Origin of the sequence: Amycolatopsis anabasis (assembly GCF_009765355.1) — a bacterium.
Lineage (GTDB): Bacteria > Actinomycetota > Actinomycetes > Mycobacteriales > Pseudonocardiaceae > Amycolatopsis > Amycolatopsis anabasis.
The window spans coordinates 17,214-33,800 of the sequence record NZ_VTHK01000041.1 but is presented as its reverse complement, the minus strand read 5'-3'; the positions used below and the strand labels follow the sequence as shown (position 1 = coordinate 33,800).

The following is a 16,587-nucleotide window of genomic DNA, read 5'->3' as shown; positions in this document are numbered from 1 at the left end:
GGATCATGGTCTTCTCCAGGAGCGCGCGGCTGGCGCTCGCCTGCTGCTGCGCGGTGGCGCTCGTCGCCTGCGCGTCGCCGTCGACCGGAGGTGGCGGGCCGAAGAACGGTCCGCTGAACCTCGCGTTCAGCTATGCGACCACCTCGCAGAACCCGTTCCAGGAAATGGCGTTCGGCGCCAAGGCGGCGGCCGCCGACGCGGGGCAGGTCAACCTCGCCGACAACGCGCCGTCCGGGATCAACGGGCCGATGCAGGTTTCCCAGTTCCAGTCGGCGATCCGGACCTCGGCCGACGGGGTCGCCCTGCAGACGCTGACCCCGGACCTGTTCGTCCGCCCGCTGAAACAGGCCGCCGACGCGGGGGTCCCGGTCGTCGCCGTGGACACCGTGCCGCCCGCCGGGAGCGGTGTCGGGCTCTACGTGGGCAACAGCAACACCGATCTCGGGCGGCAGCTGGCCACCGAGTTGCTCAAGAACATTCCCGCCGGGGCCACCGGCGAAGTCGTGCTGGGCAACGACATCCCGGGGCTCACCCTGCTCGAACAGCGCCTCGCCGGGGTGCAGGAGGTGCTGCAGCGGGAACGGCCGGGCCTGACGATCAGCGGGCCGTTCGACGCCGGTTCCGAACCGTCCACCAACTTCACCAAGTGGAACGACATCGTCAAGGCGCATCCGAACGCGGTGGCCTACATCGGCGCGGGCGCCTCGGACGCGGTGTCGCTGGCGCTGATCCAGAAGAACACCGAGCGCAAGTTCCTGGTGGGCTCGTGCGACCCGGATCCGCAGGCGCTGCTCGGGGTCAAGGAGGGTTACGTGGCCGCGCTCGCGTCGCCGGAGCACTGGCTCAAGGGTTATGTCGCGCTGCGCCTGCTCGCCGACCGCGCGCGCTCGGGCAAACCGCTGGAGCAGGGCTGGTGGAACACCGGATCGCTGATCGTGAACTCCGGCAACATCGACCAGATCATGGCGCGCCAGGTGGATGAGGCGTCGCGGAAGGCGTGGTTCGCCGCCGAGGCCGCCAAGCAGGTGGCCGATCCGAAGGCGCATCTGCGGCCGCTGGCCGAGGCGAACTGATGAGCGTGCTCGAGGTCCGGGGCGTCACCAAGACCTACGGCGGCGTCCGGGCGCTGAGCGACGCGGGGATCCGGGTGCACGGCGGTTCGGTGCACGCGCTGCTCGGCGAGAACGGGGCCGGCAAGTCGACGCTGATCAAGATCATCACGGGTGCGGTGCGGCCGGAGCACGGTTCGCTGGTGCTGGACGGACGGGAGCTGGCGTTCACCTCCACGGCCGACGCGGCGGCGCACGGGGTGGCCGTGGTGTCGCAGGAGTTGAACCTGTTCCCCGATTTGGATGTGCTGACCAATCTGTTCCCGATGCGGGAACCGACGCGGGGCCCGTTCCGCGACCGGTCCGCCATGGTCGCGCGGGCCCGCCCGGTGCTGGCGCAGCTCGGGCTCGACGTCGACCTGCGGCGGCCGGTGGGCCGGTTGTCCCTGGCGCAGCGGCAGCTGGTGGAGATCGCCAAGGCGCTGGTCACCGAGCCCCGGGTGCTGATCCTCGACGAGCCGACCTCCGCGTTGGAAGCGGCGAGCACCGAGCGGCTGCTGGGCATCCTGCGGGCGTTGCGGCGGCGGGAGGTCGCGGTGGTCTTCGTGTCGCATCTGCTGGAGGAGGTGATGGCGCTGTGCGACGAGATCACCGTGCTCCGGGAGGGCCGGACCGTGCTGTCCGGGGTGCCGCGCGGGGACCTCGACATCGGCGCCGTGGTGACCGCGATGCTCGGGCACGCCCAGCAGGCGGTGCCGCGGGTCGCCGCTTCGCCGCGGGACGGCCGGACGCTCGCCTTCGACCGGGTCACCGTGCCGGGGCGGTTGTCCGAGGTGAGCTTCACGGCCGGGGCGGGCGAGGTGGTCGGCCTGGCCGGGCTGGCGGGTTCCGGCCACCGGACCGTGCTCGAGGTCGTCGCGGGACTCCGGCGGCCGGTGCGGGGGCGCGTGCGGCTCCCCGGCGACCGCCCGGCGCCGCGGCGGCTGCGGGCCGCGATCGACGCGGGCGTGGCGCTGGTTTCCGGTGACCGGCACCGGTACGGCCTGATGCTCGACAAACCGTTGTGGGAGAACGTAGCCCAGGTCCGCTCGGTCGCCCTGGCCCGCGACGGCGCCCTGCTGCGCGCCGGGGAACTGCGTGCGCGCGCCGCCCGCCAGGTCACCCGGCTGGGGATCCGAACGTCCCATGTGGACATACCCTGCGGCCTGCTGTCCGGCGGCAACCAGCAGAAAACCGTGCTGGCGAAGTGGCTCGAAGCCAACCCCGAGGTCCTGCTCCTGGACGACCCGACCCGCGGCGTCGGCGTCGGCGGGCGGCACGAGATCCACACCCTGCTCCGCACCATGACCGACGGCCCCGCGATCATGCTGCTCTGCTCCACCGACCTCGACGAACTCGCCCAGGTCTGCGACCGGGTCCTGGTCTTCCACCAGGGTCGCCTGAGTGCCACCCTGCGCGGTGACGACCTGACCCAGCACACCCTCCTGCACACCATGAACACCGGCACCCTCCCCTCCGCGAGCCCCCCACTCCGGTAACGCGAGTCGCACATTCAGGCACGCGAGTTACACGTTGGGGCCCGCGAGTTGCACGTTCAGGGCTGTGAGTTGCACGTTCGGGTATGCGGGTCGCCGCATACCCGGCGCCTCGGATGCCTCCGCAGCGCAAAAATAGCGGGGGACCTTCGCTCCAGCTGAACGGGAGCGAGGGACCTTTACTACCGTTGAACCGTAGTAAAGGTCCCTCGCTATTTTTGGTAGCCCGGGTCGAGCGGGCGGCGTGCCCCGGGAGGAGGCCACCAAGCGGCCGCCGTCAGCCACCAGAACACGAGGGAGACTCGGGCAGAACGGTGGTGGCTGATCCGGGTGGTCATCGGTCCGCCGAGCCGGTGTGGGTTCGGGGTCACGCAGCGGCTCCGGGAGGGTCGAATATTGACGGCCGGTCGGAGTGGTGACGGCCAGCTCGGCGGTGTCGGGGTCGAAGGAGAAACGCCAGCCCGGTTCGTCCTTGAGCACGTGGTGGAAGCGGCACAGGGCGCAGAGGTTGCAGTCGCAGGTGTCGCCGTGGTCGGCCCAGGGTTGGCAGTGGTCGTTGTCGCAGCGTTGGGCGGGGCGGTTGCAGCCGGGAGCGCGGCAGGTGCGGTCGCGTACCCGGACCAGCTCGTCCAGATCCGCCGGTGGCTTGTACCGGGTCCGGCCGACGTCCTTCACCGTGCCGGTGATCGGGTCGGTGAGCACCTTGCGCCACACGCTGTCCGGCCGGTTGAGGATCTCGCGGCCGATCTCGCCGGGGATCGGGCCGTGGCCGACCAGTTCGCAGCCATCCTCGCGCAAACCCAACGCCGTGTCGATCGGGATGTGCACGAACACCTGGGCGTTCACCCCAGCCAGTCCGCCGTGCTGGCCGAGCAGCAACTCGGCGAGCACATCGGCACGCAGTTGGTCCAGGGTGCGTTCCTCGCCCTTGGTCTTGAGCTTGTGCGCCAACGCATCCACCCGCGCATAGGCCGCGCCCGCGACTTCGGCGGGCAGGTATACCCACAGCGAGGCCATCGAATCGATCTGGTGGATCAACTCCACCTTCCGGCCCTTGCGTTTCTCGCGAGCACGTTCCAGTGCACCATCAGGGTCCACACCGTTCAATACCCGGGTGACCGCGCGCCGCCAATTCGCGATCGTTTTCTCGCCGATCCGACCGGCCAGCTTCCGATCGGCTTCCAGCGATTTTTCCTCACTCAGGCCGGACAGCACATTATAGGCGAAGCGGGCGCGTTCCCAGTCCAGCTCACCAGCCCGCATCGCCGCCAGCAAACCCGGCAACCGTGCGGGCATCCCGCACGCCACAGCCAGCTGCGTCTCCGCCACATCACGGGACAACCGCAGCGAACTCGCGGCCTCTTGCACCGCCGACCGCCGCGACGGTCTTCGCTCGCGGAATTCGTCCAAGAGCTGGAGCTTCGCCGCATCCGCCTGACACCGCAACGCCCGCAACTCCGCCAAACGCGACAACAACTCGGAATCAGAAAGATCTTTCGGATTGAACACTTCAAGCCCCCTTCGAGATAAACCCAGAATACCAGGAAATCAAGATCAACAGTGGAGATAGAATCCAAACAAGAAATCGAATAAACCTCATGAAATACCCCGGCACGATGCCTCCGATAACTCGGCATAATACGGTTTCACTTGTCCCCAGCCCGAAGGAGGGCCGGTAACTTCTGCCGCAGTGCCCACCGAAGGGAGCCGGAATGCCTTCCCGGCAAGGGAAACGTCGTCTTGTGGCAACCGTCAGCATCGCCGTTCTCCTCGCCGCCGGGGCGGCGAGCGCGCAGGGCAGGCAACTCGGGGACTGGCCGACCTGGCAGGCGGACAAATCCGGTTCCCGCTTCAACGCGGCCGAACACGTGATCAACCCGCGCACCGCGGGGAATCTGAAACTCAAGTGGGCATTCGCCTTTCCGAAGACCGGGTTTCCGCTGAAGAGCCAGCCCGCGGTCGCCGACGGCGACATCTTCTTCGGTGGGCCGGACGGGAAGTTCTACGCGGCGGACGCCAAGACCGGGGCCACGAAATGGACTTTCGACCTCGGGTCGGTCGATCCCGGGCGGGGGCCGGGTGTGGTGACCGACGGCCCGGCCGTGGCCCGCGGGAAGGTGTTCTTCGGGGACATGCGCGGCTACCTGTACGCCGTCGAGCAGCGGACCGGGAAGCTCGTGTGGGCGAAGAACACCGAACCGCACCGGGCCGGGATGCACACCAGCTCACCGATCTTCCACGACGGCCGGATCTACCTCGGCGCGTCCAGCGGGGAAATGCTCAGCACCGATCGCAAGTATCCCTGCTGCACCTTCCGCGGGCACGTCGACTCGATCGACGCGGAGACCGGCGAACTGGTGTGGCGCTACTTCACCGTGCCGGAACCGCAGGCGAACGGCACCTGGCCGAGCGGGGCGACGAAGTACGAACCGTCCGGCGCGGGCGTGTGGAGTTCCCCGGTCATCGACGAGCGGACCGGCACCCTCTACATCGGCACCGGGCAGAACTACAGCGGCAGCGCCGGCGACTTCGACTCGCTGCTCGCGCTGGACACCCGCACCGGCGCGGTGCGCTGGAAGCAGCAGGTGACCAAGTCCGACACCTGGCGCGTGCTGTGCGGGTTCCCGGACGCCGAGGGCTACTGCCCGGGCCTCAAGGACGGCCACGCCCTGGACTACGACATCGGCGCGACCCCGACGATCTTCCGCGCGGGCGGGCGCACGCTGGTCGGCGTCGGGCAGAAGAGCGGCGTCTACCACGTGTTCGACGCGCGCACCGGCGAGGTCGCCTGGCGCCGCCAGTTGTCCGAACCGATGCCCGGTGGCGGCCTCTCCGGCATCCAGTGGGGCAGCAGCTTCGACGGCGAACGGCTGTACGTGGCCACCTACTTCGCCAAGCCCGGTACGGTGTTCGCGCTCGACCCCGCCACCGGCGACATCCGCTGGCAGACTCCGAATCCCGCCGACGGATGCCAGTGGGGCGGCGCCGCCGCGCATCCCGAAATCTGCGTCCTCGCGCACACCCCGGCGGTCACCACCAGCCCCGGCCTGCTGTACGAGGGCAGCAACGACGGCAAGATGCGGATCTACTCCTCGCGCACCGGCGAAGTGCTCTGGCAGTTCGACACCGTTCGGGACTTCCCCGGGGTCAACGGGCTCACCGGGCACGGCAGCTCGATCTCCGGCAACGGCGGCGCCGTGGTCGCCCACGGCATGCTCTACGTCCAGGCCGGGTACTGGCCGACCTATCCGAGCGAGCACGGCAACGTGCTGCTCGCCTTCGGGATGTGATCGCCATGTTCCATCACCTCGCCGTCCTGACACTGGTCCTCGGGCTCGCTCCCGTTCCGGGCCACGCCAAGGAAATCACCGTCGACGAGGGCACGAACCTCGCGGTGACCGCCGCGCCGGAGAGCGGCACGATGGTCCTGGACGTCCAGGGCCAGCTCTTCACCCTGCCCCGATCCGGCGGACAGGCGAAACCCATTCGCCAAGGCTTCCTCGACCCGTTCTGGCCCGACCTCGCACCCGACGGCCGCAGCATCGCGGTGCAGGGCTTCGCCGACGGCACGTTCCACATCTGGACCATCACGACCGACGGCGAGACGCGGCAGCTGACCCGCGGCTACCACGACGACCTCCAACCCGCCTTCTCCCCCGACGGCACTCAGGTCGCCTTCGCCTCGGCCCGCGAGGGCTCCCACGACATCTGGACGGTCGATATCCGCACCGGCGCCCTGCGCCGCGTCACCACCGCGCCCGCCCCGGAAACGCAGCCGACGTGGTCGCCGGACGGCCGTGCCATCGCCTACGTCCGGGACAACACGATCGAGGCCGTCGAGCTGGCGAGCGGCGCGGTCCGCACGGTGGTCCCCGCGGCGCCCGGCTCCGTCTCGGCGCCCTCCTGGTCGCCGGACGGCAACCGGATCGCCTTCCTGCGCACCCGCGAGGGAGCCCAGCGGCTCATGGTGTCCGACCGGCCCGGCCCGATCGGCGCCTCCGGCGACGTGTCCAGCTTCCCACCGGAATGGCTCTCCCCCGACGAGTTGCTCCACGGGGCCGACGGGCACATCGCGGTCTCCACCCTCGCCGGGGCCACCCGGACCGTCCCGTTCACCGCGACGTTCAAGCTGTCCCGCGACCAGTACCCGCGCAAGGAATACGACTTCGATTCGACCGCACCGAAACCGGTGCGCGGAATCGCGGGTCCCGCGCTCTCCCCGGACGGCCGGTCGGTGGTGTTCAAGGCGCTCAACGACCTGTGGTTGATGCCGATCGGCGGGCCCCCGCGCCGGATCACCCGCGACGGGTTCTACGAGGTCGATCCGGTGTTCTCCCGCGACGGCCGCTCGATCGCCTACGCCTCCGACAAGGCGGGCACCGAGGATCTGTACGTCCTCGATCTGGCGTCGAACACCGAGCGCCGGGTGACCTCGCTGCCCGGCACCGAGGTCGCCCCGGCCTTCGCCCCGGGCGATCGGGTCCTGGCCTTCCAGGACGAGTCCGCGCAGACCAAGACCGTCGACCTGGCGACCGGCGCGGTGACCCGCGTCCTCCCACCGCTCAACGCACCGGGCAGGCCGAGCTGGTCCGCGGACGGGAAGACGCTGGCGCTCGCGGTGCTCGCCGCCGGGCACAACCGGATCCAGCTGACCGACGTCGCCTCGGGCACCAGCCGGATCGTCGAGCCCGCGCCGCAGCGCTCGGTCTCGACCCGCGGCGACGACGGTCCGGTCTGGTCGCCCGACGGGAAATGGCTGGCCTTCTCGCTGGAGAGCACGCTCTGGGTGCTGCCGGTCGACGCGCAAGGTACGCCGACCGGCCCGGGTCGGCGCGTCACCGCGCACGCGAGCGACGCGCCGACCTGGAGCGGCGACTCGAAATCCTTGCTGTACCTGAACAACGGGCGGCTCAGAATGGTCGCCGTGGACGGCTCCTGGTCGCGCGAGGTGCCCGTCGACCTGAACTTCACCCCGGACCGGCCCGCGGAGCGGATCTTGATCCACGCCGGGCGCCTCTGGGACGGCCGCCATCCCGAGCCGCGGTCCGATGTGGACATTCTCGTCACCGGCAACCGGATCGAGCGCATCGAACCGCACCGCCCCGATCGGCCCCCGGACGGCCGCCGATTCATCGACGCCTCGAAACTGACCGTGGTTCCCGGCCTCATCGACATGCACAACCACCAGGAGATGCGGTCGAAATCCTACGGCGACCGGCAGGGCCGCCTGCTGCTCTCCTTCGGCATCACCACGACCCGGTCCACCGGCGATCCGGTCTACCGCGCACTGGAGGACCGCGAAGCGCTGGAAGCGGGGCTGCGCGTGGGGCCGCGCTTCTTCATGACCGGTGAAATGCTCGAGGGAAACCGGGTGTCCTGGGAGTTCTCCCGGCCGGTGTTCGACGAGCACCAGCTGGCGCTGGAACTGTCACGGGCCCGCGAACTCGGCTACGACCTGGTCAAGACCTACGAACGCTTCCGGATCGACTGGCAGGCCGGGGTCACCCGGCAGGCGCACGCCCTGGGCATTCCGACGACCTCGCACTACCTCTACCCCGGAATCGCGCACGGCGTGGACATGAAAGAGCACCTCGCCGGTCCCACGAAGTGGGGGTTCGGGTTCTCCCGCAATTCCTCGCGCGGAAATGTCTACGAGGACGTGATCCGGTTGCACGCGCGGGGCGGCATGCCGCTCAGCACCACGCTGTTCAGCTCGAGCGCCCTGCTCGCGGACGATCCGGGAATCGTCGACGATCCCCGGGTCCGCGCGCTCTACCCCGTCCAGGAGCGCGACGTCCTGCACGCCGAACTCCTGTGCGCGCAAGGCAAGGGGCCGTGCGGCTTCCTCTTCGGGAACGCCGAGATGGCCCGCCGCGAGGTCGGGGTGATCAAGCGCATCCTGGCCGCCGGTGGCACGGTCGTCGCCGGTACGGATTCCCCTTTGGACAATCCCGCGGTCAGCATGCACATGAACCTGCGCGCCATGGGGAAGCACGGTGTCGCGCCCTTCGCCGCGCTGCACAGCGCGACCCTGGCCGCGGCCCGCCAGCTCGGCGTCGACCACGAGCTGGGCAGCGTGGAGGCAGGCAAGCTCGCGGACCTGGTGGTCACCGGTGGCGACCCGACGAAGGATCTCGCCGCGCTGGGTGACGTGCGCCTGGTGATGGAAAATGGCCGACCGCACCGGATCGACGAACTCCTCGCACCCTTCCCGTCTCACAGCCGGTAATGCCTACTTATGGCCGCATCCCCTCGGCGTTTCCCGACGTAGTGTGATCCGACCGCGGCCCACCCGGCCAAGACGGAAACACTGAGGGGTAAGGACATGTTGTCAAGACTGAGATCGGCGACGACGGTGCGGGCGGCGATCGCGCTCGGTGCCAGCGGCGTCGTCCTGTTCGCGCTCACCACACCCACCGCGACCGCGGCGGAGAACGTGCTGCGGGCCGACCGCGCGGTTCCCCGCGCCTGCTTCGCTTCCCCGCTGGCCAAGGGCGCGCCCGGCGCCGACGTCCGCGAGGTCACCGCCGGGGTGGACGGTCTCGTCCAGGCCCGGCTGACCCCGCGCGACGGCGCCGAGGGCGACTGGGATCTGGCCGTGTTCGACAAGGCGACCGGCAAGATCGTCGCCGGATCGTCCGCGTTGCGCAGCCACGAACTGGCCGAGAGTTTCGTGCGGAAGGGGCAACAACTCGTCGTGCAGGGCTGCCGGTACACCGGCCCGGCCCGGACGGTGACGCTCGGCGTGGACTTCCTCGCGCTGACCCCGCAGGGACCGGCGGCGGGCGCGCGCCCCGAACTGGTGCGGGTGGAGACCCCGCGGCGGGAGGACCAGCGCCGCCTGCTCGCCACCGAGCTGGACGTCACCGAAAAAGGCGACGCTTCCGGGGTCGAGGTCATCCTCGCCGATGACGACGACCGCGCCCGCCTGACCGAAACCGGGCTGCGGTTCCGCACGATCGACCCCGACCTTTCCCGGAAGTCCAAGGAGAACGCCGTCGCGGACGCCGACTACGCCGCGAAAACCGCGGCATCGGCGCTGCCGTCCGGCCGCACCAGCTACCGCCACCTCTACGAGTACGACTTCGAACTGAAGGAACTGGCGAGGAAGAATCCCGCGCTGGTCAGGGCCTTCACGCTGCCCAATCCCACGATCGAGGGCCGGGACGTGGTCGGCGCAGAGGTCGCCACCGGCGTCGCGAACACCGCGGACGGCAAACCGGTGTTCCTGAGCATGGGCGTGCACCACGCCCGGGAGTGGCCCGCCGGTGAGCACGCCCTGGAATGGGTTTACGAACTCGTCAACGGCACCAAGCAGGATCCGGCCATCCGCTCCCTGGTCGGCAAGACGCGCAACATCGTCGTGCCGATCGTCAACCCGGACGGCTTCTCCATCTCCCGCGAAGCCGAGCCCAAGGGCGACTTCTCCCGCTTCGACTACGAGATGAAGCGCAAGAACTGCCGGGCGGACGATTCACCGCCGGAGTTCCGCACCGGGACCTGCGCGGGCAACCCCGCCGGTCGCCAGCGCGGCATCGACCTCAACCGCAACTACGCGGGCTTCTGGGGCGGCCCGGGCGCGTCGACCACGTGGAGCAACGACACCTTCCGCGGCTCGGCGCCGTTCTCCGAGCCGGAGACCCGCAACATCCGCGACCTGGTGTCCAACCGCCAGGTGACCAACCTGATCACCCTGCACACCTACTCGAACCTGGTGCTGCGCGCGCCGGGGGTGGCCGACACCCGGCCGCCGCTGGACGAGCCCGCGTACAAGGCGCTCGGCGACCAGATGGCCACCCGCAACGGGTACGTCAGCGAACCGTCCTGGGGCCTGTACGACACCACGGGAACCACCGAGGACTGGTCGTACTGGGCGACCGGCGGTTACGGGTTCACCTTCGAGGTGGGGCCGAGCGAGTTCCACCCGCGGTACGCCAACGGCGTGGTCGCCGAGTACGCCGGGTTGCCCCCGGCCGCCGGCGCGGGCAAGGGCGGCAACCGCCAGGCGTTCCTGGACATGCTGGCCAACACCGCCGATCCGGCAGCGCATTCGACGCTGATCGGTTCGGCCCCGCGGGGTCACCAGCTGCAGCTGCACAAAACGTTCCAGACGCCGACCTCGCCGGTGATCCAGCCGGACGGCTCGACGCGGCCGCCGCTCTACGTGAAGGACACGCTCAACTCGAGCCTGCGGGCCACCGGCGGCCGGTTCGCGTGGTCGATCAACCCCTCCACCAGGCCCTATGTGGCCGGACGCTACGGGCGCGACCCGCAGGGGCCGGCCCAGCAGGGCATCGAACTGGCCAATCCGGCCGGGGTGCCCGCGGAGAACACCGGTTTCCCGGGCAACCCCACGGCCGAGCGCATCCCCTTCACCGTCAAGGGGTTGCCGGAAGTGGACAACGGGAAACTGTCCGTATCCATCTCCTGGAAGTCCCAGGAGACCGACTGGGACCTGTACGTCTTCGATTCGGCGGGCAAGCTGGTGAGCCAGTCGGCGAACGGCGGCACGAACTCCGAGCGGGCCGTGCTGTTCGACCCGCCGGCCGGTGACTACACGGCGGTGATCGTCAACTACGACCAGGTCGATCCGGCGCGTCCGGACGACTGGACCGCGGGGAGGGTCGAGTTCGCCTCGCCGCTCCCCACCACGTACGGTCCGAAGGAGGCCTACACCCTGACCTGCACCGACCGGGCGGGCCGGCTGGTCGGCCTGACCGACGTCTACGCCGACCGCGGCCAGACCGTGGACGTCGGTGAGGTGTGCACCAACTCGGCGCGGGCGAACAAGCAACGTCAGCGCTGACCACGGCGAACCGGAGGCCCCGTGCGCGTGTCGCGGGGCCTTCGGCGTGTCTCGCGGCGGAACCAAGCACATCCGGCCGTACCCGAATATCGAGAACCCGCAGCCGAATGACAATTTCTCCGGCAACCGATCCGGAAAGGACATCTGGTCGGTTAATCTCTTGCTAACCGCATCCGGCGCCAGTAACCTACTTCGCAGTAGCGAGGATGCGGATATCCAATTATCCGCTTCGCGCCCCAGCGGTCAAGAAACAATTGCCGCCGGATGAATCGTGTTTTTATTCGACCTATCATCGGGGAGAGGTCGCCATGCCGTTGTGCGCTGATTCCGCCACGCCGATTCGCACAACGGCGCCACCCCGGCACCGCCGCCGGGCCGCCCCTTCGCTGCGCGGCCCCGCACTGGGCCTGGCCGGTTGCCTCGCCGCCTTCCTCGCCGGTTATTTCGGTTTCGTGCTCACCGCCACCGGTCAGCGCTGGGATCGCGAACTGTTCGCCGCCCTCACCACGAACACCTCCCCGGCCCTCCAGGAAGGTTCGGACCGATTGCTGGAACTGATCGGCCAGATCGCGATCCTGCTCGGCTCGGTGGCCGTGATTCTGCTGATCGGAATCGCGCGGAAGCGGCTCGCGGTGGGCCTCGCCGCGGCCGCGATCATTCCGTGTGCGATCGGCGCGTCCCGCCTGTTGAAACTGTTCGTCCTGACCCGCCCCGAACTCGGTCCGGATACTTCCTTGACGCACAACAGTTTTCCCAGCGGGCACGCCACGGCCGCGACCTCCACCGGACTGGCCCTGCTGCTGGTCGCGCCGCGCCGGGCCCGCCCCGGGCTCTCCCTGCTCGGGGGCGCCTGGGCGCTGGTGGCCGGGTTCGCCGTGGTCATCGCCGGCTGGCACCGGCCCAGCGACGCGCTCGGCGCCGCCGCGCTGTCCGGGGCCGTCTACTGCGCGGCGGTGCTCATCTGCCGCCGAAGACGCCTCCTCGTCGCGCCCGTCCGGACCGTGGAACCACTCCGAAGACCCGCACGCCACCGGGTGCACTCGTAGCCGGACACACCGAGGCGGCCGCCCGGGAACGATCCCGAAGCGGCCGCCGCGGCTCGTGCCATCAGACTCCGGCGACCTGCTGGATCCAGTCGCGGTACCGGGTGATGTTGGTGTAGTTGGTGACGGTCTGCCGGTCGCTCGTGGACGCGACGCCCACCTGGCGGCCGCTGGCGAACATCGGGCCGCCCGAGTCGCCGCCGGCGGTGATGCCGTCGCCCCGCCGGGCCTGCACGGCGATGCCGCTGTAAGCGTCACGCGAGTTGACCGAGGTCACCGACACGTTGGCGACCTTGAGGTACCGGGACTGGCAGTTGATCTCCGAACCGCACCGGCTGGTGGCTCCCCAGCCGTAGACCTGCACGGTCTGCCCGGTCCGCACGTCCGCCGTGGTGCCCAGCGGCGAGTAGGTCGCCTGGACGCTGTTGGCCAGCTTGATCAGCGCGATGTCCGCGCTGGGATGCCGGGTGGCCTGGGTGCCGTTGACCATCGTGCCGCCGGTGGTCTGGTCCAGGCTGCCGACCCGGAACGAGTAACCCGTGCCCGCGTCGGCGCAGTGCCGGGCGGTCAGGATCCAGGTGGGCGCGATGATCGTGGCCGAACAGGTCTGGCGGCCGCCGACGAACATCCGGGCGGCCCACGGTCCGCTGGTGGCGTTCTGGCCACCGATGATCATCGGTGTGGCGCCACCGGTGGGTTCGGAGGCTGAGGCCAGTGGGGTGGCTCCGACCAAGGCGAGGGTCATTCCCGCCAGAGCCAGGCCGAGACGAGCCAGTTTCATGGATCACTCGATTCCGCGGCTTTACGCCGCTGCAGGGTTGAATCAAGACAGGCTCAGCGTCACCCGGTCGAGCGGAATGGGCTACCTTCGAAAGTCGGAAATCCGTTCTGTACAACCGATCGGCGGCTTATCGCATTCGCGAGAGCTATGCCCGCGACCGGTTTCGCGTTATGCCCGCACACCCGCGGCGCGTCCCGGCTAGCATGCGGTATGGCTCCACTCAGCTCGGTCGAATCCCGCGACGGCACGGTGATCAGCTTCGAGGTTCTCGGCCAGGGGCCGCCGATGGTGCTGGTGCACGGCAGCGCCGCGGACCGCAGCCGCTGGACGCCGGTCGTGGCCGCGCTCGCGGAGCGGTTCACCGTGCACGTGGTCGACCGGCGCGGCCGCGGGCTCAGCATCGCCGAGCGCGGCCCGTACGACCTGCGCCGGGAGGGCGAGGACATCGCCGCGGTCGCGGAATCGGCCGGGCCGGACGTCTACGTCGTCGGGCATTCCTACGGCGCGCTGTGCTCGCTGGAAGCCGCCCTGGTCACCGACGCGATCGACCGGATGTTCCTCTACGAGCCACCGGCGCCCGTCGGCGGGCGGGCCATCGTCCCGCCGGAAACCATCGAACGGGTCCGGGCCGCCGCGGCCTCCGGCGACCCGGTGGCGATCCTGGAGACGTTCTTCCGCGAGGTCATCCACGTGTCCACAATGGACATCCAGGCGATGAAGGGGACGCCGATCTGGTCGGCCCGGCTCGCCGCCGCGCCGACCATCGTGCGGGAACTCGACGGGGTGGAGAACTTCGCCATCTCCGACCGGCTCGAGAAGATCACCATCCCGGTCCGCCTGCTGCTCGGCACCGAGGGCCCGGCGTACTTCCGGCCCGCGGCCGAGGCGATCGCCGCGCGGCTGCCGCACGCCGACCTCATCCCGTTGCACGGGCAGGATCATCTGGGGATCGACGGCGACCCCGAGCAGTTCGTCGAGGCGGTGCTCGCCTTCGCGGGCCGCTAGCGGTGACCGGCGTCCAGGGCTTCCAGCAAGGTGCCGCCCAGCTCGTCGACCGCCCGGTCCGGCCGGGACTGGGCGGCGAGCACGGCGACCCCGGTGCGGGTGCGCGGTGAGATCGCGGCGAAGGAGCTGAAGCCGCCGGTTCCGCCGTTGTGCCAGACCATCGTGTGCTCGGTGGCCTGCAGGGGCGCCAGGTGCCAGCCCAGCCCGATGCGTTGCGGCGCCTGCGACGGTGGCTCGAAATGCGGCCGCTGGACCAGGCGGATCGACGGCCGCAGGTAGGTCGGGGCGTCGCCCAGCATGGCGCGGAGGTAACGCAGCAGATCGTCCACGGTGCCGTAGAGCGCGCCCGCCCCGGCGAATTCGGGGAGCCGCCAGTCGGGCACCGCGGTGCCGTCGGCGGCGTGGCCGGTGGCCTTGCGGGCCCGCTGGTCCGGGGTGAGCCGGGACGTGGTGTCGGTCAGCCCGAGGGGGCGGGTGATCCGGGTGCGGACGAGTTCCTCGTAGTCGCCGCCGAACGGCTGGGCGAGCACCCGGCCGAGCAGCCCGAAGGCCAGGTTGGAGTAGGTGTAGTCGCTGCCGGGTTCGTAGCGCAGTTTCGTTTCGCGCAACCCGTCGATCAGGTTCTGCTCGGTGAAGTGGGCGTAGGGATCGAGCGGGTCGAATCCGGGGGTGGTGAGCAGGTTCGGCGGGATGGGCGGAAGTCCGGAGGCGTGCGTGGCGAGGTGCCGCAGCGTGATCTGCCGGGAACCCAGGGAGGGCACCGGGAACCGCGGGTCGAGGCGGTCGGCGAGCCGATCGTCGAGCCGGAGGTGGTGGCAGCGCCGCGCTTCGGCCAGGGCCAGCGCGGTGAACGTCTTGGTGATCGAGCCGATCTGGAAGACCGACCGGCCGTCCGGTGCGGGCGAGCCCGCACCGCTCAGCGTTCCGGCGCCCGCCGCGTACTGGCGGCCGCCGTCGAACGCGCCGACCGCCAGGCCGGGAATGCCTTTCGCGAGCGCTTTCCGCAGCGTCTCGTCGACGAGTGACTTCGGATCCGTCGCGGCGGCGGCCGGCGCGACGGGCAGCAGCGCGGCCGCGGTGCCCGCGGCGACGCCGCCGAGCACGGTCCTCCGGTTCAGTGCACGCATGTTCCCCTCCAGTTTTTCGTAATTACTGCGGCATCGGCGGGTGGGCCGCCGCGAGCAGCACCAGCAGCGGCACGATCCGCTCGCCGGGCACCTGATAGCGGCCCCGGCTCGCGGTGCGCAGCCAGCCGGCGGCGACCAGTTGCTTGAGGTGGTGGTAGAGCTGGCCGGTGGTGCCGACGGAATCGAGTTCCTGCAACTCGGTGACCGCGTGCGTGCCCGCGAGGACGTGCCGGAGCAGCTGCAGCCGGACCGGGTGCCCCAGCGCGGCGAAGGCGGCGCCCGATTCGGCCCAGTCCGCCTCGAGCAGGGCTTCGGTGCGGGCGCCCTGCTGCCATTCGTAGTGCTCGCCGGTCGGCAGGTGCACCGAACCGGTGAAGAGCACGCCCCCGGTTCGCTCGGTGAGCCGGTCGCGCAGGCCGTGCAAGGCCCAGAAGGTCTCCGGATCCGGCCCGCCCGCGCCCCCTTCCAGCCGGGCGACGCGCTCCTCCAGTGCGGCGAACCGTTCCGCCGTCTCCGCGTCCACGAACCCGAACCTACAGAATTACGTAATTCTTGTAAACCTTGCGTCGCTAGTCGGCTGTCATGAGGGGACCCCTCCGGACAGATTTTGTCTGGAGGGGTCCCCTCATGACAGTTCGCTCGGCTAGCGGAGGGGTTTCCGGTAGCGGACTTCGGCGAGCGGGAGGTCGCGGTCGCCGATGGTGTCGGTCTTCGTGGCGCCGTCCGGGGACCAGCCTGCCCGTTCGTAGAACTGGCGGGCCAGGGCGTTCGTGCGCAGGACCCACAGGGTCACCCGGTGGAACCCCTGATCGGCGAGTTCGGCCAGCGCGTGGTCGTGCAGCAGGCGCCCCTGGCCGCGGTGCCAATGGTGCGGGTGCAGGTAGATCGCGTGCAGTTCGGCCGTCCCGGGCACGGCGTCGGTGTCCCGGCTGGGACCGACCGCGACGAAACCGGTCACCTCGTCCTCGAGCGTCACCACGAAGACCCCGCCGGGCCGCGGGCCGGTGACCAGCCGTCCCGCCCAGCGCTCCCGGCGGTCGTCGACGGAAAGCCCGGCCAGGAACTCACCGGGCAGGTGCCCGGCATACGCCGCCTGCCAGGACAGTACGTGGATCTCGGCGATCGCGGCGGCGTCGGTGACGCTGGCGGTCCGGACGACCGGACGGGATTCGGACGGCACGACTCCACCGTCGCGGGTGTCCCCGACCGGCGCAACCCACGTTCCGGTAACGATGTCCGGA

At 70.1% G+C, this 16,587-nt stretch carries 12 protein-coding genes; 7 read left to right on the top strand and 5 right to left on the bottom strand.

The annotated features are described in order from the left end of the window. Nucleotides 1–5 precede the first annotated feature (5 nt). Both FXO23_RS37045 and FXO23_RS37040 read left to right on the top strand, forming a co-directional pair. Nucleotides 6–1,073 carry a sugar ABC transporter substrate-binding protein gene (locus FXO23_RS37045; RefSeq protein WP_158891077.1) on the top strand — a complete coding sequence of 356 codons (1,068 nt, stop codon included), beginning with the start codon at nt 6–8 and terminating at the stop codon, nt 1,071–1,073. Further along, nucleotides 1,073–2,587 (top strand): sugar ABC transporter ATP-binding protein, encoded by a 1,515-nt coding sequence (locus tag FXO23_RS37040; RefSeq protein ID WP_158891075.1) that lies wholly within the window; start codon nt 1,073–1,075, stop codon nt 2,585–2,587. The genes FXO23_RS37045 and FXO23_RS37040 overlap by 1 nt, the downstream gene beginning before the upstream one ends. A gap of 27 nt (nt 2,588–2,614) precedes the next feature. Here FXO23_RS37040 and FXO23_RS37035 read toward each other — a convergent pair whose 3' ends face one another. Continuing rightward, the gene (locus FXO23_RS37035) at nt 2,615–4,093 is read right to left on the bottom strand and encodes an HNH endonuclease (protein WP_425484942.1); all 1,479 of its coding nucleotides are present in this window, start codon (nt 4,091–4,093) and stop codon (nt 2,615–2,617) included. Nucleotides 4,094–4,296: 203 nt separating this feature from the next. Here FXO23_RS37035 and FXO23_RS37030 point away from each other — a divergent pair, with 203 nt between their 5' ends. The 4 genes from FXO23_RS37030 (at nt 4,297) to FXO23_RS37015 (ending at nt 12,436) form a co-directional block, all read left to right on the top strand. After that, entirely contained in the window at nt 4,297–5,874 is a 1,578-nt protein-coding gene (locus FXO23_RS37030) for an outer membrane protein assembly factor BamB family protein (protein WP_158891072.1), read from the top strand. A 5-nt stretch (nt 5,875–5,879) separates the two neighbouring features. After that, complete coding sequence (locus FXO23_RS37025) at nt 5,880–8,813, top strand: amidohydrolase family protein (RefSeq protein WP_158891070.1); 2,934 nt, start codon at nt 5,880–5,882, stop codon at nt 8,811–8,813. Between the two features lie 96 nt (nt 8,814–8,909). Continuing rightward, a complete protein-coding gene (locus tag FXO23_RS37020; RefSeq protein WP_158891068.1) occupies nt 8,910–11,390 on the top strand; it encodes a M14 family metallopeptidase in 2,481 nt (826 codons plus the stop codon). A gap of 308 nt (nt 11,391–11,698) precedes the next feature. Further along, entirely contained in the window at nt 11,699–12,436 is a 738-nt protein-coding gene (locus FXO23_RS37015; RefSeq protein WP_158891066.1) for a phosphatase PAP2 family protein, read from the top strand. Nucleotides 12,437–12,497: 61 nt separating this feature from the next. Here the strand turns inward: FXO23_RS37015 and FXO23_RS37010 are convergent, their stop codons facing one another. Next, the gene (locus FXO23_RS37010) at nt 12,498–13,214 is read right to left on the bottom strand and encodes a S1 family peptidase (RefSeq protein WP_158891064.1); all 717 of its coding nucleotides are present in this window, start codon (nt 13,212–13,214) and stop codon (nt 12,498–12,500) included. A gap of 210 nt (nt 13,215–13,424) precedes the next feature. Here FXO23_RS37010 and FXO23_RS37005 point away from each other — a divergent pair, with 210 nt between their 5' ends. Next, entirely contained in the window at nt 13,425–14,219 is a 795-nt protein-coding gene (locus FXO23_RS37005) for an alpha/beta fold hydrolase (RefSeq protein ID WP_158891062.1), read from the top strand. Here the strand turns inward: FXO23_RS37005 and FXO23_RS37000 are convergent. The 3 genes from FXO23_RS37000 to FXO23_RS36990 form a co-directional block, all read right to left on the bottom strand. Beyond that, nucleotides 14,216–15,346, bottom strand: a complete 1,131-nt coding sequence (locus tag FXO23_RS37000; protein WP_158891060.1) for a serine hydrolase domain-containing protein — start codon at nt 15,344–15,346, stop codon at nt 14,216–14,218. The genes FXO23_RS37005 and FXO23_RS37000 overlap by 4 nt on opposite strands. Before the next feature lie 22 nt (nt 15,347–15,368). Beyond that, nucleotides 15,369–15,869, bottom strand: coding sequence for an ArsR/SmtB family transcription factor (locus FXO23_RS36995; protein ID WP_158891058.1), 501 nt, complete (start codon nt 15,867–15,869; stop codon nt 15,369–15,371). 120 nt (nt 15,870–15,989) lie between these two features. Further along, on the bottom strand, nt 15,990–16,526 hold the full coding sequence (locus FXO23_RS36990; protein ID WP_158891056.1) for a GNAT family N-acetyltransferase: 537 nt from the start codon (nt 16,524–16,526) through the stop codon (nt 15,990–15,992). Between the last annotated feature and the right edge of the window lie 61 nt (nt 16,527–16,587).